This window comes from Burkholderia sp. MSMB1498, assembly GCF_001526245.1.
GTDB lineage: Bacteria > Pseudomonadota > Gammaproteobacteria > Burkholderiales > Burkholderiaceae > Burkholderia > Burkholderia savannae.
This window is the reverse complement of the sequence record NZ_LOYJ01000036.1, coordinates 77170-102878: the sequence shown is the minus strand read 5'-3', so window position 1 is coordinate 102878 and position 25709 is coordinate 77170. Positions and strand designations below refer to the sequence as shown.

Genomic DNA, 25709 nt, shown 5'->3' with positions numbered 1-25709 from the left:
CGGCGAATCGTCGGGACAAAACAGTCTTCCGGCCGCGCGGCGACGGCCGTCTGTTTCGAAGGAAACGCAGGAATCGGAAAAACCGCGAAAGCGCGAACGCCGATCTGATCGACTAAGCGAACGGCATGACGCCCCCCCTTTATGGCGGCGACATCTCGAGTTGGTCTAGTTAATGCGGATGACGACTTGTCGGAAGGCTATATCAAAGCACGCCGATATGCAAAAAATCGGAACGGTCGGCGCCGATGTCTTTGCCTCGGCTTCAATGCGGCTTTCCCGCCGCATCCGCGATGCGCTTCGCAATGGACTTCAAAGAACGAGAATCGTTTCGGCCGAGATCTCGCGATTTCCGCAAGCGAAACGTATGCAACAGGTAAATGCCGCGCGTGGTCGACGCGCCGAGCGCAACGCCTTCGCGAACGCGCGATGCGCTTCGGTCCCGAACGGCAACATGCATTCGCCCCACCTTTATCTTTTCCGCCGATTCATCCTATCATTTCATTCGACCATTTTTTTTCAGACGACTCCGCCTGACAAATAGCCGACTCGCAATCTTTGAATCGTTTTCGAATTCATTTCGCATCTCGAATAAATACTCGCCACGTCATTTCGATTGATCTGTCTCAACGCAGCAAGCCCGCCATCCAACACGATGAAAGGCGAAACCCGCCACATGAACGGAGGCCATGATGGAAATTTCATTGAGAGACCTGCTGACGGTGCTGCACGGAATGGGATTCGGCGCGTTGTTCATGCTTGCGTTTTCCGGTGCGATCGCCGAGCTCTATCGCACGTCGTCGCCGGGCGCGCCCGCCGTGCCCGCGCCGCGTGAACATCGGCTGTTGATGATCTATCTGTCCGCGATGGTGATCCTCGCGTGGGCAACCGTGTTCTCCGGCGCATACATCGTCTATCCGTGGTATCGCGCGGTGCCGCCCGCCGGTCTGACCGATCTCGCGAACTACCCGCAGCGCCTGTTGATGTCGAGCCGCGACACGTCGGGCTGGCACAGCCTCGGGATGGAATGGAAGGAGCACGTCGCGTGGCTCGCGCCGATCGCGATGACGATGGTCGCCTACGTGTTCGGCAAGTACGGCGCGGCGCTCGGCAAGCAACGCCAGATTCGCAACGCGGTGCTGGCGTTCACCGTCGTCGCGTTCGTCGCGACGGGCGTCGCGGGTGCGTTCGGCGCATTCCTGAACAAGTACGCGCCGGTCCGCGGCGGCGCCGCCATCCACCTCATGACGGGAGAATGAAAATGCATGCCTCTCATCCGCACACCGCCGCGCAACATGCCGCCGATACGGCGCATAATCAGTCATCCGTAGCAAGCGAGCCGACAAACGCTTCGCCGCGAACAAGCGCGCCCGCCGCCGCCGAAGTGCTGCCGAACGGCCCGGCCGCCGCCGCCATTCTCGCGGCCGGCATCGGCTGCTTCGCCGTCGGGCTCTTTGCGCTCGCCGGCGACGCGTTCCGCTCAGTTGCGCATTTCTTCACGTTCTACACGCCCACCGGGCCGCTTTCGGGCGTGACGACGAGTGCGATCGTCGTCTGGCTGCTGTCATGGGCGGCGCTGTCGCGCCGATGGAACGCGGCGTCGGTCGCGCTCGGCCGCGTCACGACCGTCGCCTTCGTGCTGCTCGCGCTCGGCATCCTGCTGACATTCCCGCCCTTCATGGATCTGCTGCAAGGCAAGTAGCCGCTCGCGCGCCGAACGGAGCATCGCGTTCCGTTCGGCACGCGCGACGCCCCCTCTTCGTTGCTGATCCAAGTCAATTTTCGCAATTGTGGCGATCATAGACTCGAATCATCGACATCGGTCGCGACGAAAGATGGATCGTTAGCGGTGCGACACGTTTGATGAAGTCAGAACGATATTGAAATAAACGAGAAGGACCGCAGCGGATATCAGTGGAAACACCGGCTTCAATGCGTTGGAAAAAGGCGGTTTCTCAACGGAAACCGGATACACGAGCCCTGACGACAAACAAGAAGGGGGCGGTATGTTCAATCGCATCCGTCGCGGCCTTACCGCCATGCTTGCATGCGTGTTCGGGGTGCTGTGCCTGTCGAATGACGCCGCCGCGGTTCCGGCGTTCGCGAGACAAACGGGGCTCGCCTGCGTCGCGTGCCACGTGAGCTTCCCGGAACTCACGCCGTTCGGGCGCTTCTTCAAGCTGACGGGCTACACGCTGTCGAACCGGTTCACGATTCCGCTCGCGGGCATGGTGCAGCTGTCGCAAACCAATACCCGCTCGATCGACAACCGCAACTACGACTTCGTGCGCAATCAGGACGTCGTGCTGCAGCAGGCGAGCCTGTTCTACGGCGGGCGCATCGCCGGCCCGGTCGGCGCGTTCGCGCAATGGACGTACGACGGCATCGCGCACCACAGCGGCATCGACAACACCGACATCCGCGCGGCCGGGCACTTCACGCGCGACGACGTCGACTTCATCTACGGCGTCACGGTCAACAACAATCCGACCGTCTCCGACGTCTGGAACAGCACGCCGGCATTCGGCTATCCGTACGCGTCGAGCAGCGTGTCGCTCACGCCGACGGCGAGCACGCTGATCGACGGCGGCCTCGCGCAGCAGGTCGCGGGCTTCGCCGCGTACGCATTCTGGCAGCGCAGCATCTACGCGGAAGTCGGCCTCTATCGGACTGCCGACCAGATGTTCTCGGTGTTCCGCACGGGGCAGGACATCAGCACGCCGGGCGGCGTGACGCGGCTGCGGGGCGGTAACCCGTACTGGCGCGTCGCGTACAACCGCGAATGGGGCCCGCACTCGCTGATGCTCGGCACGTTCGGCCTGATTGCCGACGTGTATCCGGACAACACGCTGCCCGCGACGCCGACCGACCGCTTCACCGACATCGCGCTCGATGCGCAGTATCAATACCTGACGCTGTCGCACGCGTTCACGACGCAGTTCACGTTCATCCACGAGAAGCAGAACTGGAGCGCGAGCTTCCCGAGCGGCGGAATCGGCGCGGGGCCGACGCCAGCCAACCCGACCGACCGTCTCAACACGTTCAAGGCGAAGGCTTCGTACTACTACCAGCGCAAGTACGGCGCGACGCTCGCGTACTTCTCGACAACGGGCACGACCGATCCCGGGCTGTACTCGCCGACGCCCGTGACGGGCAGCGCGAACGGCAGCCCGGACTCGCGAGGCGTCATCGCGGAGCTCGACTATCTGCCGTTCCCGCAAGTGAAGCTGTCGTTGCAGTACACATGGTTCCTCAAGTTCAACGGAGCGCGCTTCAACTACGACGGCAACGGCCGAAACGCGAGCGACAACAACACGCTGTACCTGCTCGCGTGGTTCGTGTTCTGACGCCGCCCGGACCTTGCTTCGCCAACCCGCCTGCTCCGCGAGAACGATCATGAAAAAGCTGCTTGCATCACCGATGTGGATCGCCGCGCTCGCCGCCGCGCTCGGCGGCTGGCCCGCCGTCCGCGCGCACGCGCAGGACGGCGCGCGGCTCGCCGCGCAGCTCTGCGCCGCTTGCCATGGCGCGCATGGCCGCAGCGAATCGCCGATGTTCCCGCGGCTCAATGCGCAAACGAACGAGTATCTGAGCGCGCAGCTCAAGGGCTTTCGCGAGCACGCGCGCGGCGAGACCGACGCGCGCGCGTACATGTGGGCCATCGCGTCGCAGCTCGACGACGCGACGATCGCGTCGATCGCCGACTACTACTCGCATCAGGAGCCGACGCACGGCGAGCCCGGCGATCCGGCGCTCGTCGCGAAGGGGCAGGACATCTTCGAGCACGGCGTGCCCGAAAAGGGCACGCCGGCGTGCGCGTCGTGCCACGGACAGAACGGGCAAGGCGTCGGAACGTTCCCGCGGCTCGCGGGACAGCACGAGGCCTACCTGCTGCGGCAAATCGAGGTCTTCAAGAACGGCACGCGCGCGAATGCGCCCGTGATGAGCGCGGTCGCGCATACGCTCGACACCGATCAGGCGAAGGCCGTCGCGGCGTGGTTGCAGTCGCGTTAGCGAAACGCGGCCCGAGGACGGGCACGCGGCGACACGCGCGCGTCAGCGGCTGAAGCCGATGTCGCCCGCGTCGTCGTCGCCGGCCTCGAACCCGCCGCGCCCCATCGCCTCGCCGGCGCCGCGCACCGCGCAGGTCAGCGGTTCGTCGGCCACGCGCGCGGCGAGCCCCGTCTCGTCGTGGAGCCGCTTGCCGAGATTCGCGAGCAGCGCGCCGCCGCCCGTCAGCACGATCCCGCGATCCGCGATGTCCGTGATGAGCTCCGGCGGCGCGTTCTCGAGCGCGCTCTTCACCGCGCTCACCACCTGGTTCAGCGGCGCGGCGAGCGCGTCGGCGATGTCGTGGTTGCTGAGCTGGATCGTGCGCGGCAGGCCGTCGGCGACGCTGCGCCCAACCGCATGGATCGATTCGCGCGGCACCCGGTAGCTCGCGGTGCCGATCGCCTTCTTCACGTGCTCGGCGGTGTGCTCGCCGAGCAGCACGCCGTACAGGTTGCGGACGTGATTGACGATCGCCGCGTCGAACTGGTCGCCGCCCACGCGAATCGCCTCGCGATAGACGATCCCGCCAAGCGCGATCACCGCGACCTCGGTCGTGCCGCCGCCGATGTCGACGACCATCGAGCCGACCGCCTCCGTCACCGGCAGCCCCGCGCCGAGCGCGGCCGCGAGCGGCTCGCTGATCAGGCTGACCCGCGACGCGCCCGCCGCGAGCGCCGCTTCGCGGATCGCGCGCTGCTCGACCGCGGTCGCGTTCGACGGCACGCAGATCGTGAACTCGACGCGCCGCCCGAACAGCGAGCGCGCATGCGACATATCGACGAACTGCCGCATCATCTGCTCGGCCGCGTGATAGTTCGCAACGACGCCGTGCCTGAGCGGCCGGACGGCTTCGAGATGCTCGGGCGAGCGCCCGAGGAGCGCCTTCGCCTGCTCGCCGACCGCCTCGACGCGCGCCTTGTCGGCCGGGCCGCCCCGCTTGCGGAAGCAGACGACCGACGGCTGATTCAGCACGACGCCGCGATCGCGGACGTAGATCTGCGTGCTCGCGGTGCCCGGATCGACCGCGACGTTGTGCGCAAAAAACCTTCCGAGAAAGGGTGCCGCCATCGTGAAGCCTCTATCGAATCTGGTGGAAGGATTGCGCGGATGCGTCGCCGGCCGCCCCCCCGGGCCGGTTGCCGGCGACGAGCACAATCCACTCAGTCGCTTAGCGGCAGGATGCCTGAATACTTTAGGAGATTTCATGAAATTTCTATAGAGCGTCAGGTCGCTTTGCACCGTGGGCCGGGGCGGATCGCGCCCGACGCGTGGCCGCGGGCGGGCAAAAGCGGTACTCTCTCGCTTTTGCCGATTCCGGATCGGTCCTCCCGACTGTTCAGCCCGACCACGCCATAGCAACGATAATGACGGTGTTCGCCTCTTCCGCCCGTCCGGGCGCTCGCGCCGCCGGCCTCGTGGCCGTCCTTCTGTTCGTCTGCGTCGCGGCGGGCCGGCCCGCGGCCGCCCATGCGGCCGACGCCGCGCCCATGGCGGGCGCCGTCGCGGCGCCGACTGCCGCGACGGCCGACGCGACGACACGCGCAATGGCCTCGCCGGGCGGCGCGCCGTCGGCCGGGACGTCGCCCGCCCCGGCATCGGCCGCATCGGCCGCGCCCGCCGACGCGGCGCCCGCCTGGTTCTGGGCCGCCCGGCAGCAGGCCACAGCCGCGGTCTCGAATGCCGCCTCGAATCCCGTATCAAATCCCGCCTCGAATCCCGCCTCGAATCTCGCCTCGAATCCCGCCTCGAATCCCGCGCCGAACATCGCCGCGAACGCCACCGCAGCGCCCACCGCTGCGGCGCCCGATCGGGCCGCCGCGCAAACGCCCGCGCAGGCCGCGACATCGCCGGCCGCCGCGGGCGAGCCCGTCTGCACGCCGGACGGCGGCAAGCCCGGCCGGCCGGCGATCGGCCTCGTGCTGTCGGGCGGCGGCGCGCGCGGCTACGCGCATCTCGGCGTGCTGAAGGTGCTCGAGGCGCACCGGATTCCCGTCGACTGCATCGCGGCGACGAGCATGGGCGCCGTCGTCGGCGGCCTGTACGCGACCGGAATGACCGCGCAGGAAATGGAGCGGCGGCTGTCGCAGGTGAACCTCGCCGACATCGCGTTCGACGTGACCGACCGTGCGGACCTGCCGCAAAAGAAGCGCGAGGACGAGCGCCTGTACATCGACAGCCTGACGATCGGCTTCGATTCGAAAGGCTTCAAGGCGCCCGTCGGGCTCGTGCAGGGCAACCGGCTGCAGGCGCTCCTCGCGAACTGGACGGCCGCCGTGCCGACCAACCAGCCGTTCGACCGGCTGCCGATTCCGTACCGCGCGATCGCGACCGACCTGCAAACCGGCCAGAAGGTCGTGCTCGACCACGGCTCGCTGCCGCTCGCGATCCGCGCGAGCATGGCGCTGCCGGGGCTCTTCTCGCCCGCCGAGATCGACGGACGCGCGCTCGTGGACGGCGGGCTCGTCAGCAACCTGCCCGTCGACGCCGCGCGCCGGATGGGCGCGGACGTCGTGATCGCCGTCGACATCGGCTCGCCGCTGCGCCCGCTGAACGCGCTCGCGTCGCCCGCCGACGTGATGCAGCAGATGATCGGCATCCTGATCCGGCAGAACGTCGCCGAGCAGCGCAAGCAGCTGCGGCCGGACGACATCCTGCTTGCGCCGGACCTCGGCAAGCAGACCTTCACCGATTTCCAGACCGCGAACCAGTCGATCGCCGCGGGCGAGGCCGCCGCCGTCGCCGCGCTGCCGCGTCTCGAGCGCTACGCGCTGTCGCCCGAGCAATACGACGCATACCGCGCCTCGCACCGGCGGCCGCCGCCGCAGCCGATCCGCATCACGTCGATCGAGATCCGGACCAACGGCTCGTCGGTGCCGACGCAGATCGTGCGCAACGCGCTGCGCGTGAAACCGGGCGACCTCTACGATCCGCAGGCGGTGAGCGCCGACCTGCTGTCGCTCACGACGAGCGGCAATTTCGAGAACGTCGCGCAGCAGATCGTCAACGAAAGCGACGAGCACCGGCTCGTGATCGACGCGCAGGAGAAGTACTGGGGGCCGAACTTCCTGCTGTTCGGGCTCGGGATGTCGAGCAGTTCGACGGACGAAGGCGGCTTCCGGCTGCATCTCGGCTACCGGCGGCCGTGGCTCACGCCGTCCGGCCTCGAATTCCGCGTGGATACGACGCTGGGCAGCGATCTGCAGTCGGCGCACGTCGAGCTGCGGCAACCGCTGTCGAACAAGATCGGCTACTACGTCGCACCGTATGCGGATTACCAGCGGCGTTTCGCGAACCTCTACAACGGGGAAAGCGACATCAAGGTCACGCAATACCGTATCCAGACGGCACGAGTCGGCCTCGATTTCGGGCTGCCGCTCGCGCGGCTCGGAGATTTCCGCGTCGGGCTCGCGTATACGCACCTGTCGGCCGCGCCGACGTACAACCTCCTGCTCGGCGAGTGGGTCGACGGCGACGCGTGGCTCCCGTCCTGGTACGCGCGACAGATCAACGCGCGCGCCCGGCTCGTCATCGACCAGCTCGACGATCAGGTCTTTCCGCGCAAGGGTTATTTTGCGGAATTCCGCGCCGAAAGATCCCTCGCGACGAGCGACGACAAGTTCACCGACGTCTACGGCAAGCTGATGGTCGCCGAGCGTTTCGGCCGGCATAGCGTGAGCGCGAGCATCGAAGCGGGCAAGAGCTTCGGCGGCGTGAACCTCAGCAATCCGCTCGGCTACACGCTCGGCGGCTTCCAGCATCTGTCGGCGTACGCGGCCGACCAGCTGAGCGGCGATGCGCTCGTCTACGGGCAGATCACGTACATGAACCAGCTCGCGACGTTCAACGCGTCGCCGATCAAGGCGCTCTACGTCGGCGCGAGCGCGGAAGCCGGGAACGTGTGGTCGCTCGACTCGACGCCCAGCGGTCCGCTCAAGCAGAGCTACACGCTCTTCACGAGCCTCACGACCGCGTTCGGGCCGGTGTACGTCGGTGTCGCGTTCGCGCCGGGCGGGCGGCGCAACCTTTACTTCCAGCTCGGCCGCACGTATTGAGCCGGGGGGCGTGAATCGGGAGCCGGCGACGCGACAAGATGCGGCGGGCACGATGCGAATCCGCACGGAACGAGCCGCCCCCCAAAAGCCATCTCCAAAAGACGCATGTGCATGCGGCAGGCCGGCTCGTCGACGAAAGCGCCGCGCGGCGCGGGGCCGCGCCGTGGCGACGTCGCACGAGTTCCGGCACCCGGTGCCGCGCCAAACCGCCAGCGCGTTGCCGCCCGGCGGTGCGAATCAGGGATGCAAACCGGCGGAGGCGCATCAGGCGGCACGAACCAACCGTGCAAACCGGGGGCGAGAATCGGAAGTGCCAATCTGAGGTACGAATCGGAGACACTAATCGGAGGCACCAATCGGAGGCGCCAACCGGAAGCGCGCATGCGCTGCCGCGCTCCGCTCGCCGCAAACGCGCGCGCCCGCGGCGCACGTCACACCGGCCAGCTCATCTCGAAGCGCGCGCCCCGCAGCAGCAACGGATCGACGACGGCGACGCGCCCGTTGTGCGCCTGCAGCACCTGCCGCGTGATCGCGAGGCCGAGGCCGTAGCCGGCCGTATGGCGATCGAGCCGCACGAACGCCTCGAAGATCCGCTCGCGCTCGTCGAGCGGCACGCCGGCCCCGTCGTCCTCGACGTAGATCTCGATATTGCCGTGGCGCATCCGCAGGCCCGCCGCGATCTGCCCGCGCGCGTGCTTGCTCGCGTTGCGCAGCAGGTTGCGCATCGCATACGACATCAGCCGCTTGTCCATCTTCACGCGCAAATCGGCGGGCAGCGCGACGCGCGCATCGATCGTCTTGCTCGGGTACAGCAGCGCGGCGTCGGCGACCTGCTTGTCGAACCACGCGACGAGCGCCGTCTGCTCGAGATTCGACTGCAGCGAGCTGTACTCGAGCCGCGCGTACGTGAGGCTCATGTCGATCAGCTCGTCGAGCTCGGTCACGTCCTGCTCGATACTGTCGATCGCGTTCTGATATTCGGCCGCCGATCCCGGCTCGCGCAGGCTCTCGAGCGCGAAGCGCACGCGCGCGAGCGGCGTGCGCAGCTCGTGCGAGATGCCGTTCGTCAGGTCGCGCTGCGCGGCGATCAGCCGTTCCATGCGCATCGCGAGCGCGTTCAGCGTGCGCGCGAGCGGCCCGATGATCACACTGCGCGATTCGCGCGCGCGCGTGTTGAAGCGGCCGCCCGTGAAGTCGATCGCGCGCTCGCGCACCATCACGAGATCCGACCACACGGGCCGCATCCACCGATAGCCGGCGAGCGCCGGCACCGCGAGCACGAACGCGGCGAGCGGCAGCGCGCCGCCCGGCAGCGCGTCGAGCGCGCGCCACACCGCGCGCGCGCCGAGCGCCGAGCACAGCGCCGCGATCGTCCCGCCGACCGTCACCAGCACGAGGCCGACGAGATGCAGATAGGTCCGCAGATAAAGGCGCGACCAGCTCGGAATCCGGTCGGCGCGCGTGTCTGTCCACGAGCGGCGGAAATGGAGCCAGCGCCATTTGCAATAGCGGAACGGGGACAATCGGTGCGCTTGCGTGCTGTTCATCATCGAGTCGCGAATGTCGGAAATCGGTGCGGTGAATCGTCGAGCGGAAACCGGCTGCGCCGGCAGCGGCGGCGAACGGCCCCGGCTAGCCGGCGGCGGGCGCGCGGCCGGCTCGTCGGCCGTGCGGGCGGGCGCGAACGCAGCGGCGTTGCATCGGACAAAGCCGTCGCGAAAATCGCGTCGCCCCGTGTCATGTCATGTCGCGTCGCGCAACGTCGCCGCGCATCGCCGCGCCACGCGGCGATGCGCGCAAGGTTCGAGATCGCCGGCGCGGCACACGCCGTTTCGAACCGTCGAACCGTAAGACGCGCGGTCCAGCGTGCGGCCCGCCCGTGCGCGAGCCGCCGGCGCCGCACAGCTCGACGCGCAACTTACTCCCACGCGTTCTTGCTGAACTGATAACCCTTGCTGCGGATGGTCTTGATCCGCTGCGGGCTGCTCGCGTCGTCGCGCAGCTTGCGGCGCAGCTTCGAGATCCGCCCGTCGATCGTCCGGTCGAGGCCGTCGAATTCGACGCCGCGCAGTTGCAGCATCAGATCGTCGCGGCTCACGACCTCGCCCGCATGGCAGACGAGCACCCACAGCAGGTCGAACTCCGCCGAAGTCAGCTCGGGCGTCGTGCCGTCGGGCAGGTTGACGGTCCGGTTCGTGCGGTCGATCGTGAACTTGCCGAACGCGTAGCGCTCCGGCTGCCCGCTCGCGCCGTCCGCCTGGCGCACCGGCGCGCGACGCAGCTGCGCCTTGATCCGGGCGAGCAGGATGCGCGGCTCGACCGGCTTGTGCACGTAGTCGTCCGCGCCGAATTCGAGGCCGAGCAGCTCGTCGAACGGCTCGTCGCGGGCCGTCACCATGATGATGACGCCGTCGTAATGCTCGCGCGCCTCGCGGCAGATCTCGAAGCCGTCCTTGCCGGGCAGGTTCACATCGAGGATCACGAGATCGGGGCGCCCCGTGAGAATCGCGCCGACGGCGTCGTCGCCGTTCAGCACGGTGTCGACGACGTATTCGTGCTTGCGCAGGTAGCCCGCGATCAGCGTGGACAGGCGATTGTCGTCCTCGACGAGGAGAATCCGGAAAGGCATGGGCAAATCAGTCGATATGGAAGCCAAAGGTTTTTTGAAACAATCACTTAGCGCGAACAGGCGAAACTGACGCACCTACTTTGTAAGATCCTGAAACATTTGGAATGATACTGCGACACGCGCCGGCCGACGAACCTCTTGTGTCGGCGGCCCCGAAACCCCGCGTTCGCCGCCCGCGCGGCGCGGCTTCGGAACGCCCGGCGTGACGGCCGTCGCGGATGCGGCGCGTCGCTCGGCGAGGCAATCGGCCGCGGCCGCGCGTTCTCCCCCGCGCAGGCATGCGCCGCGCCACCGGTGCTTGACGAATTGCCGCCGAGAAGGTTCCATACGGGCTCGCTTGATACCCGCGGCGCGCCGCGTACCGATTCGATGAATTACCCAGCGATCCTAGAACGCATCCACGCCGAACTCGCGCCCTGGATCGGCGCAGGCCGCGTCGCCGATTACATCCCCGAACTCGCGAAAGTGCCCGCCAAGCGCTTCGGCATGGCCGTCGTCACGCTCGACGGCACAGTCCACACGGTCGGCGACGCACGCGAGCGCTTCTCGATCCAGAGCATCTCGAAGCTGTTCGCGTGCACGCTCGCGTTCCAGCTGCTCGGCGACGAACTGTGGCAGCGCGTCGGACGCGAACCGTCCGGCACCGCGTTCAACTCGCTCGTGCAGCTCGAAAGCGAACGCGGCAAGCCGCGCAATCCGTTCATCAACGCGGGCGCGCTCGTCGTCACCGACGTGCTGAGCCGCCGCTTCGTGCGCGCCGAGACAGCGCTCGTCGAATTCATCCGGCGCCTGACCGGCATCGCCGACATCGACTACGATTCGCGCGTCGCGCTGTCCGAGCTGCAGCACGCGGAGCGCAACCGCGCGATGGCGCACTTCATGGCGAGCTTCGGCAACATGCGGATGCCGCCGGAGACGGTCGTCGACGCGTATTGCCGCCAATGCGCGATTTCGATGAATTGCGTCGAGCTCGCGCAGGCCGCGCTCTTTCTCGCGAACGGCGGCGTCGCGCCCGCGACGGGCGCGCGGATTCTCGATCCGAGCTCGGCGAAGCGGCTGTCGGCGCTGATGTTGACCTGCGGCACCTACGACGCCGCGGGCGACTTCGTCTACCGCGTCGGGCTGCCGGCGAAGAGCGGCGTCGGCGGCGGAATCGTCGCGGTGCTGCCAGGCGAAATGGCGGTGTGCGTGTGGTCGCCGGGGCTCGATACGAACGGCAACTCGCTTGCGGGCACGCTCGCGCTGGAATGGTTGACCACCTATTCGGGGCGCTCGATCTTCTGAAACACCGAAGTCAAGCGTGCCTCATGTGGCGCGACGGCGGCAGATTCATATCGGCGCGCGCCAGAGCGCTCAATGGGAAATTCGGCCATCGGCAGCAATCGACCCGAAGCGGCCCTCCAGGGCTTCCGATTGCACCGCCGCAGAGCGGTCGTCAGACGCTGCTTGCGTGCCATCCCGATCTACTCGCACTATTTCCGACCAGCCGATATCATGTGGATGCCTGACAATTGAAAGCAGGGAGGCCTATGAAGAGTGCACGTCGCATCGCAGACTTCAGCTTCAAGATATTGGGCAGTATCGCCATCGTTGTCGGGCTAGGCTGGGCGATTACCAGAACCAGCTGGGACCTGCGCACCGTTCTTGATCTTTCGGAAATCGCTTTCAGGATTTCGTCGGTCTTAGCGGTTGTAATAGGTGGATGGTGGGCGCTCCGCTGGTACTACCTCGAAGGGGGAGCGAGATGGATGATCCACATCACGCTCACCACGCAGGTGCTCCCCTATCGCGATGACCTGCGTCTGCTGGTGGTGCATGTCACATTGGAAAATCCGCGCCGCAGCAAACTGAACTTCAAGAGTCCCAAAGCCACGTATTCGCTCGGAGCATGGGTACTCAAAGATGACCTTGACTTTGGCAAGGTCATACCCGAAGGGAATACCAAGCCGGGCGCGAAGTGGTGGGGTGACCCGCTTCCGGAGCAGGTTGATTTTCTGGCTGATCTTGTCGAGGAAACTGGTGACAGCGAGTACGAAGTCCTGCCCAAGGCAGAACTGGACGACATGCGGGTTTTCGTTGTCAAGGCCGGATCGACGGTATCACTATTCGCCGAATTGGCAATCGGAAAATGTGGCAAACAGGATAGCGAGTTCGTAGCCAAATCGGCCATCGTTCACATTGCGCAGTGACGGTTCACAATTTATGTGGACGACGAGATGGAGACACGACGAATGACACACGGTCCAACGTCATAGTTGGGTTGCCTGTTTTCGTCGTTAGAGCTTGGCTATGATGCGCTTCCCTGCCTTGACGTGTCACCGAACCGGACTTTTCGAAAGCGGACCGTGGTGGACGGCTCTTCCTGGCCGAACTCGGTCGTCGAAGGCAGCACGGCACTCGCCCGTCCGGTCGGTACCGATGGAATCACATGGGAGTTTATATATTCGTAGCGCAGGGACGCTCGCGCTGGAATGGTTGACGACCTATTCAGGGCGGTCGATCTTCTGAAACACCGAAGTCAAGCGCGACTCATTCTTTGCAACGGCGACAGATCAATATCGGCACGCACCGGCACACTGAACGGGAAATTCGTCCTTTCGCGGCGATCGACCCAAAAGAGCCGGTCAAACAGCATTTTCAATCGGCGGCTGTAGGGCAAGCAAATATGGGCCGTTCGATCCCTAGGCGCGCGCGAACCCCCAGGGCCTGATCCGGGCAGCTCAAGCAGCATCCTGTTCACGGCGACGGGCGATCGAGGGATGGAGGAAAACGGAGCGTTCCGTGGAGTTTCCCACTTGCGCACAGGCATCTCGCTCATAGCGGGCATAGTCCTTCCGAGGACACGCCCGAAGCTCGTTCCTTGCACGAGCATGGAAAAAATGACGATCACGTAGGTCGCGGTGCCGTCAGATAAAAAACCGGGGAAAATGACTTCGACGAAAGGGGGAGTATCTGTCCGACGCTGACACCAGCCATTCCCCCCAACGCGACAGCGTTAGGGGGAGACGCTGATTCAGCGACTGCAGCCGGAGTAACGCGCAACCACTTGCCCTGGCGCCCATCACAGAGCGTCGTCTTTCAGATCTGGTCGAGCCCGACGCGAGATAGCAGTTCAGAGAATCTGGGATCGAAGCGAGCGCTGTCGAAGGTAGGTTCTGTCCTGAGCTCAATGAAGTCAGGACTGTGCTCATCGTAGGCTTTTTCCAGCCAGCCGAAGGTCTGCTCTTTGTCCCCGAGCGATCCAAACACTTTCGCCATGTTGTAGGGGTGGACGTAGTGCTTCTCGGATTCCGTCTCCAGCGCATCCATGATCTGCTGCATGTCCGCGCGCATGCCGGCGGCAGCGTAGGTCTGGGCCAGCCCCATCAGCGTCTCAGTGCTCCTGCCGGAAAGCGTGACAGCCTTCTGCATTTCCTCGATTGCTTCATGGAACAACTTCTGTTGCTGGTAAACCAACCCCAGCCTGAAGTGAAGCAGAAAGTGGTTTGGATCGATTTCCAGGGCTTTACGGAGTTCTTCCCGTGCCGGGTCGTATTGCCGAGCAAGGTACAAGATGATGGCAACCGATGAATTCAGCACGGAATTCAAGGGGTCCATCTGTTGGGACTGCCTGACCCTGGCAATGGCTTCTTCGGCTCTGCCGGCCATCATGAGGTATTCCGCGTACCAGTAGTAGGCGATCGCGTGTCCTGGATTCAGTTCAATGGCGCGCAGGAAATCCTGTTCCAGATCGACCCAATCCCAATCGTGCAAACGTACATGGGCCAGTGACGCATAAGCCTCACCCAAATCGGGTTCAATCTGCAGCGCTTTCCTGGCTGCCATTTTTGCTTGATGAAACGTTTCGCGCGCAGGGCTCACGCCGCGACACGCAAGCATCGTGTAAGCATCGGCCACTCCGTCGTAGGCAGCCGCAAAGTTCGGCTGGTGTTCAATAGCGAGCTGAAAATACTCAATGCTCTTTCGCATTCCTTCTTCGGTGCGCTTGGACCAGAAGTGACGCCCCTTGAGATACGCTTCGTGCGCCTGCGCATCAATGACAGGAGTACGGTCTAAACGCCCTTGCTCGTGCGGCGTGAGCTTGATCTCGATTTCGCGGGCAATTGCCTTGGCCACCTCGATCTGGAGTGCCAGGATGTCACGTCGGTTCCCCTCGTAGGTCTCGGCCCAAAGGTGCGTTTCGTCGCTTACCCGGATGAGCTGCGCCGCAACCCGTACCCGATCTCCGGCACGCCGGACGCTTCCCTCAAGCACGTGGGAAACCCCGAGGTCTTGGCCGATCTGATGAATGGTCTTGGTCGTGGATTTGTAGCGCATCGCCGAAGTCCGGGCGATGACACCCAGGCGCTCCGGGCTGAGCCGGGCAAGTTGGGTGATCATGTCTTCAGTTAAGCCCTCACTGAAGTAATCATATTTGTCGCCGCCACCAAGACTTTCGAACGGAAGCACGACCAGTATCACTCGCCCCTCCGATAGCCATGGATGATTTGGGAGCGGTAATGCTTCCGGTTCACTCGGTTCGCTTTCCACCAGCGCCCCGTCGTTAGGTTGCAAGCGCTCCGCTCCATCCTCCGTGAGCGGCGGCCTTCCTGGGATGGCAGTGACCGGTCGGTGCCGGTTCCGATACAGCGCATCAGCCACAATGATTGCGATGCCAACAAAGACAATCACCGGCCGGGCATCGAGCGCTAAACGCGACAAATGCTCCACCCTCTCCGGTGCCGCAATATTGCGGACGAGTCGAGCAATGAATTCCTGCGGCGCGAAGCCGGTAAGCGCCAAGAGAACGCCCCCAATGAACCATTCGCTAACCCGCTCTCGCAACATCGCCCACAGGCGCCTCCTTATTCGCTGCGGGGTTCGTCCGTCTTTTTCGTCTTCCATGGCGTCCCCGCATAGAGTCGTGTCGACCAGGCGTTACGGTCCCTGACGCGGCACAGGAAGTGGGAGGTGGGCTAAGGCGTACACCCCGTCGCAATCTTCGCACGACATTGTCTATGCCTACACAAACAGCGCTCATTGTTCCTGTGGCACGAGATAGCGCAGCACTGCGGTCCGCAAATAGCCTTCAAGTGACTCGAACGATTCGTGCGCGCGGGAGGATCAAGAAGATTGCAATTCGTACCACGCCAACATAGCTACATGAATAACTATCTGCTTTTCCCAGACGAAAATCTACACACCACCGCGCAGACCACCCAGCCCGTGGAAATCAACAGATCCATGCCGTAGCGCTCGCGGATACCGGCGAGCCACGACCCCGAATTGAAGGAAGGCCTCGGCATCGGCACGCGTCTTCCACCGATAGACGCCGCCTGCCCAGCCGTCCTCGGCATAAATGAACTGCTTGCAGGTGAGCCCCGGTACCGTCCGAAAGCCCGGCGCGATCTTGCGGAAATGCTCTTCGCAGGCCTTGATGTCGATGCTCGGCGGCAGACGATATTGGACGATTGCAATGATCATGGCGCGTTCAGACTATCTGAACCGGAAACTCGTGGATCGTGTTGTTGCCGTACCTCAATCGGTTCCACTCGACGCATTCGGCGCTGAGTCCGGCCGGCAAGGTCCGTGGCGCGGGCGCGCAGAGCAACAACGCCCGGTTCACGGACTCGCGTGATCAGTTCCCACCATTGCCAACTGCGACGCTTGCGCTCGCCGACGAGATGCGATTCCTGCCAGCTTCCGTCGCCCACGCTTGCCTCCACGCGGGCAATCGGCCCGGCGCCGGACCAGGCAACCCCGCGGATGGCCAGTTCGCCGCACTGAACCTCCTGGCCGGGCGCCGGTTCGGTGATCAAAGCCCACACCTGCCGGAGCGTGACAGGCTCACGGACCGCCACGCCGCGCAAGAACGCAACGAAGAAACGACGTTCAAGCGGCATCGCGCCGACACCATCGACACCGATGCCGCCGCCCGGCTGTCCCGCCGCATCCGGACGATCCGCCGAACAAGCGCGCCCGTCCATGGATCGCGCAGCCCGTCCGAGCCGTTTCGCGCGGATCGAGCGAACGCCGCTCGCCTACTTCGCGATGTAGATCCCGGTCGTCGGGCACGTGCCCTGCGTGCCCGCATCCGTCACGAGCGACGCCGCGCTCGGGAACTGCGACGTCGCATCCGTCTTCACCGAAATCCACGCTTCGGTGAAGTAGCTGACATAGTTGACCTTCACGCATTTGAGCGACACCGCGCCGCGCGTGTTGCTGCCGAACGCGCCTTCGAACGCGTTCAGCAACTGCGTGCGCGTCACGGTGTTGCCCGCGTTCGATTGCAGGAACGTGTTGAACGACGTGGTCGACAGACGGCTCACCATCCCCGTCGCATTGTTCCAGTACGCATCGGCCGACGGCGCCTGCGCGCAAGTGCCGTGCTTGTACCACTCGTGCTTGTCGAGGCACGACGCAACGCCCGGCATGTACGTCGACAGCGTGGCGAGCGTCGACGAGCTGACCGGGTACGGGTCCATGCTGCACCACTGATGGCCGTTGTCGAGGTCGACCTCGTTTTGCGGCACACCGCAGAAGAACGGCTGGTTGCCGTCGTAATTGTTCGGCCACAGGCCGTGCAGCGACAGGTTCGTCGACGCGTACGAACCCGACAGCGCATTGCATTCGGTCGCGCTGTGCGTCGCGCAGAAGCCAGGCTCCCAGGACGATGCGAGCAACAGATAGTCGTATGCGTTGGCGGTGTTGCAAGCCGACGCGACGGCAAGCGCGCACGCGGTGCGCGCGAAGGTACGAAACATACCGGCCCCCCTCAGTATGGACGCGGCGGCCGCGCGAGCGACGCCGCGATGTTGGTGAACTGTCGGGTGCCTATTGTGCTTTCGTCAATATTGCAGCGGTGTGACTTTGCGAGGGCGCGACGACACAAGCCGCGCGATGGAGACGACGGTCGGCGCAAGGCGAGCGAGGTTCGCGGCTGAGCCTGTGATCGCACGCGTCGGCGAGGATGTTCGGCGTGAAGGTTTCAAACGAGAACGCCAAACGGCGCGCCGTAAAGCCACACCTGCGCGCGCCGGCGGCTTCATCGTCGTCGAAAAAATACGTCGCATGCCGAATAATCACGCGGCCCCGCCGTCCCTCGTTCGACGGGACCGCCTTTCGCGTCAGGCCGGCTGCGCGTCGCGCTGCCGCTCCAGTTCACGCACGAGCGGCAGCACGCGCTTGCCGAAATACTCGACTTCCTCGAGATAGTGGAGGAATCCGCCCAGCACGAGATCGACGCCGATCGCCTTCAGCGCGACGATCCGCTCGGCGATCTGCTCTGGCGTGCCGATCAGGTTCGTCTTGAAACCGTCGTTGTACTGAACGAGATCGGCGAACTTCGAATCGGCCCACATCCCCTGCCCTTCGGGCGCGGCCTTGCCCGCCTGCTTGACCGCGTGGCCGAACGCGTTGACGGCGTCGACGTCCGCGTGGCGCACGATCTCGTCGAGCACGTCGCGCGCCTCGCGTTCGGTGTCGCGCGCGATGATGAACGCGTTGACGCCGAACTTCACCTGCCGCCCCTGCGCGGCCGCTGCCGCGCGGATCTCGTCGATCTGCGCGCGGTGGCCGTCGAGCGTGTTGCCGTTCATGAAGTACCAGTCGGACACGGCGGCCGCCATCCGGCGCGCGGCCGGCGAATTGCCGCCCTGGAAGACTTCCGGATGCGGATGCTGCAGCGGCTTCGGCTTGAGCGTGTAGTCGTTGAATCGATAGAAGTCGCCCTTGAACGTGAAATTGTCCTGCGTCCAGACGCCCTTCACCGCGCGAATGAATTCCTCGGAGCGGCGATAGCGCTCGTCGTGCTCGAGCCACGGCTCGCCGATCGCGGTGAATTCGCCCTTGAACCAGCCGCTCACGACGTTGATCGCGACGCGCCCCTGATTCAATTGATCGATCGTCGCGAGCTGCTTCGCGACGACGGCCGGATGCCACGGCCCCGGCAGGATCGCGGCGATCACCTTGAGGCGCTCGGTCGCGGCCAGCAGCGCGTGGCTGAACGCGACGGATTCGTGCTGATATTCGGCGCCGTAGCCGGCCGTGAAGCGGATCTGCGACAGCGCGTAGTCGAAGCCGCTCTTCTCGGCGAGCTGCGCGAGACGGCGGTTGTAGTCGATATCCCAGCTCGTGCGCTGCTCGATCTTGCTGACGACCAGGCCGCCGCTGACGTTGGGCACCCAGTAGGCGAACTTGAGGGGGTCCGGCTCGTGACTCATCGGATCGTTCCTTGAAGCATGAAGGGGACGGCGGGAAATCGGCGGCGCGCGGCCGGCCGGTCGGCGATGGCCCTCGGGCGCGCCGCCTGCGCGCGGCGTTCTGTCTCGGCGCATCGTAGGGCGGCCCGGTATTTCGGCCAACCAATGAATCCAGCTATCGATGCCCGCTGCGGCGAGATATGTAAATGACGCATTTCGGCGGCCAAAACGGCGCCGTTGCGCCGCTTCGGCCCGCGCCGTGTCACGAACTGTCGAAATATTGAGGAAATTTGTCGCCGCATTGAACCCGGCGCGCGTTTCCGTATTCCAATGTCCGGTTTGCATTTTCATTACAATTGCTCGCCTGCCACGCCTTACCGCTCTGCCTCCCATGAAAAAAAACCAACGCCGCTGGATCGCCGCGGCGGCCGGCGCCGTCGTGCTTGCCTCGCTCGCCGTGCTCTATCAGCGCTTCGTTGCGAAGGACAAAGCGCCGCGCTATCTGACCGCGAAGGTCGCCCGCGCCGATCTCGAGAACGCCGTGCTGGCCACGGGCACGCTGCACGCGTTCAAGCAGGTCGACGTCGGCGCGCAGGTGTCCGGCCAGCTGAAATCGCTGAAGGTGAAGCTCGGCGACAAGGTGACGAAGGATCAATGGCTCGCCGAGATCGACCCGGTGATCTCGCAGAACGAGTTGCGCCAGGCCGAGGCAAACGTCGACAACCTGGTCGCGCAAAAGCGCTCGAGCGCCGCGCAGTTCAAGCAGGCCGAGCTCGCGTTCAAGCGGCAGCAACAGATGCTGCCCGACGACGCGACGTCGCGCCAGGATTACGAGGCGGCCGCCGCGACGCTCGACGTGCAGCGCGCGAGCCTCGTCGCGCTCGACGCGCAGATCCGCGCGGCGCGAATCAAGATCGAGACCGCGCGCGCGAACCTCGGCTATACGCGCATCGTCGCGCCGATGGGCGGCGAGGTAGTCGCGATCGTCACGCAGCAGGGCCAGACGGTGATCGCGCAGCAGCAGGCGCCCGTGATCCTGAAGCTCGCCGAGCTCGACACGATGACGGTCAAGGCGCAGGTGTCGGAGGCGGACGTGATCCGCATCCATCCCGATCAGGCCGCGTACTTCACGATCCTGGGCGAACCCGACAAGCGTTACTACGGCAAGCTGCGCGCGATCGAGCCCGCGCCGCAGAACTTCCTCGACACGCAAGGCGGCATCGGCGGCATGAGCGGCGGCGGCTCGTCGAAAGCGAACACCGCGGTGTTCTACAACGCGCTCTTCGAAGTGCCGAATCCCGGCCGCCGGCTGCGCATCTCGATGACCGCGCAAGTGAACATCCTGCTCGGCACCGCGCGCCGCGCGCTCAACATCCCCGTCGCCGCGCTCGGCGCGAAGGACAAGGACGGCACGTATCCGGTGCGCGTCGTCGGCGCCGACGACAAGGTCGCGACGCGCAAGATCCGCACCGGCATCAACAACAGCGTGAAGGTCGAGGTGCTCTCGGGCCTCGCGGAAGGCGAGCGCGTGATCATCGGCGATGCGAACGAGCCCGCGGCCGCGGGCGCGGCCGCGTCCGACGCGGGGAGCTGACGATGGCCGAGCCGCTGCTCCAGCTCACACAGGTCACGCGGCGCTTTCCCGCGGGCGACAAGGACGTCGTCGTGCTCGACGACGTGAATCTGTCGATCGACGCGGGCGAGATCGTCGCGATCATCGGCGCGTCCGGCTCGGGCAAGTCGACGCTGATGAACATCCTCGGCTGCCTCGATCACCCGAGCTCGGGCAGCTACCGGGTCGGCGGCCGCGAGACGAGCGAGCTCGAAAGCGACGAGCTCGCGCGCCTGCGCCGCGAACACTTCGGCTTCATCTTCCAGCGCTATCACCTGCTGCCGCATCTGTCGGCGGCCGCGAACGTCGAGATGCCGGCCGTCTACGCGGGCAGCGCGCACGCGCAGCGCCGCGAGCGCGCGCTGAAGCTGCTCGCGCGGCTCGGCCTGTCGGATCGCGCCGACCATCGGCCGAGCCAGCTGTCGGGCGGCCAGCAGCAGCGCGTCAGCATCGCGCGCGCGCTGATGAACGGCGGCGAAGTGATCCTCGCCGACGAACCGACGGGCGCGCTCGATTCGAAGAGCGGCCGCGAGGTGATCCGGGTCCTGCGCGAGCTGAACGCGCTGGGGCACACCGTCATCATCGTCACGCACGACGAGCACGTCGCCGCGCACGCGCGCCGCATCATCGAGATCAGCGACGGCCGGATCGTCGGCGACCGGCTCAACCCGCGCGCGGACGATGCCGACGGCGCGCGCGACGCGAGCGGCGACGCCGCGCCGCACCGCGCGCGCCGGCTGTCGGCGGGCGTCGGCCGCTTCGCCGAAGCGTTCCGGATGGCGTGGATCGCGCTCGTGTCGCATCGGCTGCGCACGCTGCTCACGATGCTCGGGATCATCATCGGCATTACGTCGGTCGTGTCGATCGTCGCGATCGGCGAAGGCGCGAAGCGCTACATGCTCGACGAGATCGGCAGCATCGGCACGAACACGATCAACGTCTATCCGGGCCGCGACTGGGGCGACAGCCGCGCGGACACGATCCAGACGCTCGTGCCCGCCGACGCCTCCGCGCTCGCCGAACAGATCTACGTCGACAGCGCGACGCCCGAAACGTCGCGCAGCCTGCTGCTGCGCTATCGGAACGTCGACGTCAACGCGCTCGTGAGCGGCGTGGGCGAGCGCTTCTTCCAGGTGCGCGGGATGAAGATGGCGCAAGGCATCGCGTTCGGCCCCGACGAAGTGCGCCGCCAGGCGCAGGTCGCGGTGATCGACGAGAACACGCGCCGCAAGCTGTTCGGCGCGAATCCGAACCCGCTCGGCGAAGTGATCCTGATCGACAACCTGCCGTGCGTCGTGATCGGCGTGACCGCGGAAAAGAAGAGCGCGTTCGGCGACATGAAGAACCTCAACGCCTGGGTGCCGTACACGACCGCATCCGGGCGTCTGTTCGGCCAGCGCCATCTCGACAGCATCACGGTGCGCGTGCGCGACGGCCAACCGAGCGACGCCGCCGAGAAGAGCCTGACGAAGCTGATGCTGCAGCGGCACGGCCGCAAGGATTTCTTCACGTACAACATGGACAGCGTCGTCAAGACGGTCGAGAAGACCGGGCAGTCGCTCACGTTGCTGCTGTCGCTGATCGCGGTGATCTCGCTCGTCGTCGGCGGAATCGGCGTGATGAACATCATGCTCGTGTCGGTGACCGAGCGCACGCGCGAAATCGGCATCCGGATGGCGGTCGGCGCGCGGCAGGCGGACATCATGCAGCAGTTCCTCGTCGAAGCCGTGACCGTCTGCCTGATGGGCGGCGCAATCGGCATCGTGCTGTCGTTCGGCATGAGCTTCGTGTTTTCTCTGTTCGTCGATCAATGGAAGATGGTGTTCTCGGCCGGCTCGATCGCGTCCGCGTTCCTGTGCTCGACGCTGATCGGCGTCGTGTTCGGCTTCATGCCCGCGCGCAACGCGTCGCGGCTCGATCCGATCGATGCGCTCGCGCGCGATTGAGGTGAAGCGATGACGATTCTCACGCCCCGCCGCTTCGCCCGTCGCGCCGTCGCGCTCGCCTGCGCGGGCGCGCTGCTGTCCGGCTGCGCGACGTCGTCGCGCCACGCGCCGCCGCCCGCGGTCGAGCTGCCCGCGCACTGGGCGTCGCCCGTCGCCGCGCAGGCGAGCGCCGCGCCCGACGACTGGTGGCGCCGCTTCGGCGACCCGACGCTCGATCGCCTGATCGACGGCGCGCTGCGCACCAACAACGATCTGGCGGCCGCGGCGATCCGCGTCTATCGCGCGCAATTGCAGGCGGGGCTCGCGGACACGAACCTGACGCCGAACGTCACGCTCGGCGCGAACGGCAACGTATCGCGCACGCTCGACACGCATCGGATGAGCCGCGCGAGCGGCGTCACCGCGACGCTCGGCTACGAGCTCGACCTGTGGGGCAAGCTCGCCGCGCAGCGCGACGCCGCACGCTGGGAGCTCGAAGCGACGCAGGCCGATCGCGACGCGGCGCGGCTGTCGCTGATCGGCACGACGGCGGCGCTGTACTGGCAGATCGCCTATCTGAATCAGCAGATCGCGTTCGGCGACGCGAACATCGCCTACGCGGCGCGCACGTTGAGGCTCGTGCAATCGCGTCACGACGCGGGCGCGACGTCCGGCCTCGACGTCGCGCAGGCCGAGCGCAACCTGTCCGCGCTGCGCGCCGACCAGACGCAGCTGATCCAGCAGCGCACCGAGAATCGCAACGCGCTCGCGATCCTGTTCGACCGCCCGCCGCAACGGCAAGCGGCCGAGCGCGACGCGTTGCCGGACGCGCCGCTGCCGGAAATCGCCGCAGGCATGCCCGCCGAGCTGCTCGGCCGCCGCCCCGATCTGCGCGCGGCCGAGTTCCGGCTGCGCGAGTCGCTCGCGAACGTCGACGTGACGCGCACGAGCTTCTATCCGACCTTCACGCTGACGGGCAGCGTCGGCACCGCGAGCACGAGCCTCGAGCGCGTGCTGCAGAACCCGGTCGCGACGCTCGGCCTCGGGCTCGCGCTGCCGTTCATCCAGTGGAACACGATGCAGTTGCAGATCAAGGTGTCGAAAACGCAGTACGAGGAAGCGGTCGTCAATTTCCGCCAGAACCTGTATCGCGCGCTCGGCGAGGTCGAGAACGCGCTGTCCGCGCGCGTGCAGCTCGACGCCGAGGCCGACGAACGCACGCTCGCGCTTGCACAGGCGCGGCGTGCGGAAACGCTTGCGAGGGCGCGCTTCGTCGCCGGCGCGACAGGCGTGCAGCCGTGGCTCGACGAACAGCAGCGGCTGCGCGATGCGCAAAGCGCGCTGGCGCGCGCCCAATTGGGCCGCCTCAACAATCGGATGAGCCTCTACAAGGCGCTGGGCGGCGCGGACCGGTCGTCCTGAGCGCAGCCCCAATCCGCGCGCCTCGCCGTTTCGAGTCCGCGCTCGAACGAATTCGCTTGCCGAAATCCTACGCTGCTGCATATATTTCCTACGCATGTGAAGGAACAGCGATGCAAGAACGTACTCGTGCCGCCCATTTGGGCCCCGAGCGCAGACGGCCGCAGGTGCTGGACGCCGCGCTGCGCATTGCCGTCACGCGCGGATTGGCGGGCGTGTCGATGGAAGCGATCGCGCAGGCGCTCGGCGTCACGCGGCCGGTCGTCTACGCGTGCTTCGCATCGCGCGAAGAATTGATCGACGCGCTGCTCGAACGCGAAGAGCGCCGCCTGTTCGACGGCGTGATTTCCGCGTTGCCGCACGAGCCGCCGTTCGGCGATCCGAAGCAATGGATGACGGCCGGATTCCAGGCGCTGCTGAAGGTCGTCGCCGAACACGCCGATTCGTGGCGGCTCGTGCTCGCCGCGGATCACGATCGCGACGCGGTCGAACGCTACGGCAATGCGCGACGCCGCGTCGCGCAGCAGGTCGGCGCGCTGATGGGGCCGATGATGAAGAAGGCGGGCGTCAAGCAGATCGACAAGAAGCTGCCCGTGCTCGTCGAAATCTTCATGTCGCTCGGCGACGGCGCGGTGCGCGCGATGCTCGACGACGAACAGCAGTGGACGCCGGACGAACTCGGCGCATACGTGGGCCGGATCGTGCTCGGCGGATTCATGAAAGCCTGACGGCCGGATTCTTCCGATGGCGGCGCATACAGGAGACATTGCGATGGATTTAGTCAGGAATATTGATCGTCAGGATCGGAAACGACAGGAAGACTACGGTTTCTTCGGCCCCGATTCCCCGACCTGGCGCGTGTGGACCTGCCCCACCGCGCTCACCATCGGCTTTCAGCGCTCCGTCGTCGTCGAGGAGCTCGATCCGTTCCTGCTCGCGGCCGTCAACTCCCGGCGCGGCATCTACACGAACCCGAAGCTGCGCTACGACCGGACGATCCGGTATTTCGCGACGGTGGCGGTCGGCGACGCGCGCAGCGCGCTCGACGCGTCCGAGATACTCGTGAAAGTGCACGCGAAAGCGGTCGGCATCGAGCCCGTCAGCGGCAAGCGCTTCGACGCGAACGATCCGGATTCGCAGCTGTGGATTCTGCTCACCGGCTGGCATTCGGTGCTGATCGCGTACGAGCGCTTCGGCCCCGGCAAGCTGTCCGCGGCCGACGAAGCGCGCTATTGGGAAGAATGCGCGATCGCGGCCGAGCTGCAGACATGCCCGTCGTCCGCCGTGCCGCGCACGCGGCAAGGCATCCGCCAGTATTTCGCCGAGATGCGCCCGCGGCTCGCCGCATCGGAACTCACGCAATCGACGATGCGGTATCTGCTCGACGGCTCCCGGATCACGATCGACGCCAACACGTCGCGCGCCGCACGCCCGTTCCTGAAGCTCGCGGCATGGGTCATGCGCGCCGCGACGCTGTCGACGATGCCCGCGTACATGCGCGAGCTCGCCGGCATTCGCCAGCCGCATTGGATCGGCGCCGCCATCGCGCCGCTCGTGCGCGCCGCGATGAAGTTACTCGCGACGCAGCGTGCTTCGCTCGCGCTCGTCGACGCGATCACGCCGTCGACCCGCCCGGTCATCGAGCCCGTGATTCGAGGCGTGGCACCCGAGCGCGGCGAAACGCTGACGCCCGCCGAGGCGCGCGAACGCTACGGCCGGATCAGCGCGGCGGACATGTATCGGCGAATCCTGCAAGGCGGCGCGGGCGAACGCGCCGCGGAACCCGCGGCGGCGCGTTGACGCGCCGCGACGCAGGCTCGCGCCACGCATCGCCGATGCAGC

21 protein-coding genes are annotated in these 25709 nt (G+C 65.9%); 13 read left to right on the top strand and 8 right to left on the bottom strand.

All coding sequences use genetic code 11. From position 1 onward, the window contains the following. Positions 1-217 precede the first annotated feature (217 nt). From WS91_RS35610 to WS91_RS07580, 5 genes are all read left to right on the top strand, one after another. Positions 218-541 carry a hypothetical protein gene (locus WS91_RS35610; protein ID WP_156432316.1) on the top strand — a complete coding sequence of 108 codons (324 nt, stop codon included), beginning with the start codon at positions 218-220 and terminating at the stop codon, positions 539-541. Positions 542-689: 148 nt separating this feature from the next. Next, positions 690-1256, top strand: a complete 567-nt coding sequence (locus tag WS91_RS07595; protein ID WP_038752698.1) for a hypothetical protein — start codon at positions 690-692, stop codon at positions 1254-1256. Further along, positions 1253-1699 (top strand): hypothetical protein, encoded by a 447-nt coding sequence (locus WS91_RS07590; protein WP_038752497.1) that lies wholly within the window; start codon positions 1253-1255, stop codon positions 1697-1699. Before WS91_RS07595 ends, WS91_RS07590 begins: the two co-directional genes overlap by 4 nt. A gap of 304 nt (positions 1700-2003) precedes the next feature. Continuing rightward, positions 2004-3344, top strand: a complete 1341-nt coding sequence (locus WS91_RS07585; protein ID WP_081989967.1) for a cytochrome C — start codon at positions 2004-2006, stop codon at positions 3342-3344. A gap of 49 nt (positions 3345-3393) precedes the next feature. Next, positions 3394-4011 carry a c-type cytochrome gene (locus WS91_RS07580; protein WP_038752500.1) on the top strand — a complete coding sequence of 206 codons (618 nt, stop codon included), beginning with the start codon at positions 3394-3396 and terminating at the stop codon, positions 4009-4011. Positions 4012-4053: 42 nt separating this feature from the next. On the opposite strand, the gene WS91_RS07575 is transcribed toward WS91_RS07580, so the two are convergent. Further along, entirely contained in the window at positions 4054-5118 is a 1065-nt protein-coding gene (locus WS91_RS07575; protein WP_038752503.1) for a rod shape-determining protein, read from the bottom strand. A 296-nt stretch (positions 5119-5414) separates the two neighbouring features. On the opposite strand from WS91_RS07575, the gene WS91_RS07570 reads away from it, so the two are divergent. Next, complete coding sequence (locus WS91_RS07570) at positions 5415-8102, top strand: patatin-like phospholipase family protein (protein WP_059578797.1); 2688 nt, start codon at positions 5415-5417, stop codon at positions 8100-8102. Positions 8103-8533: 431 nt separating this feature from the next. On the opposite strand, the gene WS91_RS07565 is transcribed toward WS91_RS07570, so the two are convergent. Beyond that, positions 8534-9649, bottom strand: a complete 1116-nt coding sequence (locus tag WS91_RS07565; protein ID WP_038752508.1) for an ATP-binding protein — start codon at positions 9647-9649, stop codon at positions 8534-8536. 371 nt (positions 9650-10020) lie between these two features. Then, positions 10021-10731, bottom strand: coding sequence for a response regulator (locus WS91_RS07555; protein ID WP_038752513.1), 711 nt, complete (start codon positions 10729-10731; stop codon positions 10021-10023). A gap of 369 nt (positions 10732-11100) precedes the next feature. Between WS91_RS07555 and WS91_RS07550 the strand changes: the two genes are divergently transcribed. Further along, positions 11101-12015 carry a glutaminase gene (locus WS91_RS07550; RefSeq protein WP_059670030.1) on the top strand — a complete coding sequence of 305 codons (915 nt, stop codon included), beginning with the start codon at positions 11101-11103 and terminating at the stop codon, positions 12013-12015. A gap of 245 nt (positions 12016-12260) precedes the next feature. Continuing rightward, positions 12261-12920, top strand: a complete 660-nt coding sequence (locus WS91_RS07545) for a hypothetical protein (protein WP_059578804.1) — start codon at positions 12261-12263, stop codon at positions 12918-12920. Positions 12921-13809: 889 nt separating this feature from the next. Here the strand turns inward: WS91_RS07545 and WS91_RS07540 are convergent. The 5 genes from WS91_RS07540 to sfnG form a co-directional block, all read right to left on the bottom strand. After that, complete coding sequence (locus WS91_RS07540) at positions 13810-15615, bottom strand: tetratricopeptide repeat protein (RefSeq protein ID WP_059670029.1); 1806 nt, start codon at positions 15613-15615, stop codon at positions 13810-13812. A 291-nt stretch (positions 15616-15906) separates the two neighbouring features. Next, positions 15907-16194, bottom strand: coding sequence for a hypothetical protein (locus WS91_RS07535; protein WP_059670028.1), 288 nt, complete (start codon positions 16192-16194; stop codon positions 15907-15909). Beyond that, positions 16191-16697 carry a hypothetical protein gene (locus WS91_RS32480; RefSeq protein WP_082758118.1) on the bottom strand — a complete coding sequence of 169 codons (507 nt, stop codon included), beginning with the start codon at positions 16695-16697 and terminating at the stop codon, positions 16191-16193. The genes WS91_RS07535 and WS91_RS32480 overlap by 4 nt, the downstream gene beginning before the upstream one ends. 54 nt (positions 16698-16751) lie before the next feature. After that, a complete protein-coding gene (locus WS91_RS07530; RefSeq protein WP_038752524.1) occupies positions 16752-17474 on the bottom strand; it encodes a ribonuclease T2 in 723 nt (240 codons plus the stop codon). A gap of 363 nt (positions 17475-17837) precedes the next feature. Then, positions 17838-18932, bottom strand: a complete 1095-nt coding sequence (gene sfnG / locus WS91_RS07525) for a dimethylsulfone monooxygenase SfnG (RefSeq protein WP_059578815.1) — start codon at positions 18930-18932, stop codon at positions 17838-17840. A gap of 370 nt (positions 18933-19302) precedes the next feature. On the opposite strand from sfnG, the gene WS91_RS07520 reads away from it, so the two are divergent. The 5 genes from WS91_RS07520 to WS91_RS07500 all read left to right on the top strand — a co-directional run bounded on the left by WS91_RS07520 (position 19303) and on the right by WS91_RS07500 (position 25667). Further along, complete coding sequence (locus tag WS91_RS07520) at positions 19303-20505, top strand: efflux RND transporter periplasmic adaptor subunit (protein ID WP_059648231.1); 1203 nt, start codon at positions 19303-19305, stop codon at positions 20503-20505. A gap of 2 nt (positions 20506-20507) precedes the next feature. Beyond that, positions 20508-22469 (top strand): macrolide ABC transporter ATP-binding protein/permease MacB, encoded by a 1962-nt coding sequence (gene macB, locus WS91_RS07515; RefSeq protein WP_059670027.1) that lies wholly within the window; start codon positions 20508-20510, stop codon positions 22467-22469. 9 nt (positions 22470-22478) lie between these two features. Continuing rightward, a complete protein-coding gene (locus WS91_RS07510; RefSeq protein ID WP_059670026.1) occupies positions 22479-23870 on the top strand; it encodes an efflux transporter outer membrane subunit in 1392 nt (463 codons plus the stop codon). 110 nt (positions 23871-23980) lie between these two features. After that, positions 23981-24595 carry a TetR/AcrR family transcriptional regulator gene (locus WS91_RS07505; protein WP_226377317.1) on the top strand — a complete coding sequence of 205 codons (615 nt, stop codon included), beginning with the start codon at positions 23981-23983 and terminating at the stop codon, positions 24593-24595. Positions 24596-24638: 43 nt separating this feature from the next. Then, entirely contained in the window at positions 24639-25667 is a 1029-nt protein-coding gene (locus WS91_RS07500; protein ID WP_059670025.1) for an oxygenase MpaB family protein, read from the top strand. The last annotated feature ends 42 nt before the right edge of the window (positions 25668-25709 follow it).

What these genes read in the sequence shown, in the direction of transcription:
- WS91_RS07545 (WP_059578804.1), top strand. Translation starts at nt 12,261, where the DNA reads ATGAAGAGTGCACGTCGCATCGCAGACTTCAGCTTCAAGATATTGGGC.
- WS91_RS07550 (WP_059670030.1), top strand. Translation starts at nt 11,101, where the DNA reads ATGAATTACCCAGCGATCCTAGAACGCATCCACGCCGAACTCGCGCCC.
- WS91_RS07505 (WP_226377317.1), top strand. Translation starts at nt 23,981, where the DNA reads ATGCAAGAACGTACTCGTGCCGCCCATTTGGGCCCCGAGCGCAGACGG.
- WS91_RS07510 (WP_059670026.1), top strand. Translation starts at nt 22,479, where the DNA reads ATGACGATTCTCACGCCCCGCCGCTTCGCCCGTCGCGCCGTCGCGCTC.
- WS91_RS07555 (WP_038752513.1), bottom strand. Translation starts at nt 10,731, where the DNA reads ATGCCTTTCCGGATTCTCCTCGTCGAGGACGACAATCGCCTGTCCACG.
- WS91_RS07570 (WP_059578797.1), top strand. Translation starts at nt 5,415, where the DNA reads ATGACGGTGTTCGCCTCTTCCGCCCGTCCGGGCGCTCGCGCCGCCGGC.
- WS91_RS07540 (WP_059670029.1), bottom strand. Translation starts at nt 15,615, where the DNA reads ATGGAAGACGAAAAAGACGGACGAACCCCGCAGCGAATAAGGAGGCGC.
- WS91_RS32480 (WP_082758118.1), bottom strand. Translation starts at nt 16,697, where the DNA reads ATGGACGGGCGCGCTTGTTCGGCGGATCGTCCGGATGCGGCGGGACAG.
- WS91_RS07565 (WP_038752508.1), bottom strand. Translation starts at nt 9,649, where the DNA reads ATGAACAGCACGCAAGCGCACCGATTGTCCCCGTTCCGCTATTGCAAA.
- WS91_RS07500 (WP_059670025.1), top strand. Translation starts at nt 24,639, where the DNA reads ATGGATTTAGTCAGGAATATTGATCGTCAGGATCGGAAACGACAGGAA.
- WS91_RS07580 (WP_038752500.1), top strand. Translation starts at nt 3,394, where the DNA reads ATGAAAAAGCTGCTTGCATCACCGATGTGGATCGCCGCGCTCGCCGCC.
- WS91_RS07595 (WP_038752698.1), top strand. Translation starts at nt 690, where the DNA reads ATGGAAATTTCATTGAGAGACCTGCTGACGGTGCTGCACGGAATGGGA.
- WS91_RS07590 (WP_038752497.1), top strand. Translation starts at nt 1,253, where the DNA reads ATGAAAATGCATGCCTCTCATCCGCACACCGCCGCGCAACATGCCGCC.
- sfnG (WP_059578815.1), bottom strand. Translation starts at nt 18,932, where the DNA reads ATGAGTCACGAGCCGGACCCCCTCAAGTTCGCCTACTGGGTGCCCAAC.
- WS91_RS07585 (WP_081989967.1), top strand. Translation starts at nt 2,004, where the DNA reads ATGTTCAATCGCATCCGTCGCGGCCTTACCGCCATGCTTGCATGCGTG.
- macB (WP_059670027.1), top strand. Translation starts at nt 20,508, where the DNA reads ATGGCCGAGCCGCTGCTCCAGCTCACACAGGTCACGCGGCGCTTTCCC.
- WS91_RS07535 (WP_059670028.1), bottom strand. Translation starts at nt 16,194, where the DNA reads ATGATCATTGCAATCGTCCAATATCGTCTGCCGCCGAGCATCGACATC.
- WS91_RS07520 (WP_059648231.1), top strand. Translation starts at nt 19,303, where the DNA reads ATGAAAAAAAACCAACGCCGCTGGATCGCCGCGGCGGCCGGCGCCGTC.
- WS91_RS07530 (WP_038752524.1), bottom strand. Translation starts at nt 17,474, where the DNA reads ATGTTTCGTACCTTCGCGCGCACCGCGTGCGCGCTTGCCGTCGCGTCG.
- WS91_RS07575 (WP_038752503.1), bottom strand. Translation starts at nt 5,118, where the DNA reads ATGGCGGCACCCTTTCTCGGAAGGTTTTTTGCGCACAACGTCGCGGTC.
- WS91_RS35610 (WP_156432316.1), top strand. Translation starts at nt 218, where the DNA reads ATGCAAAAAATCGGAACGGTCGGCGCCGATGTCTTTGCCTCGGCTTCA.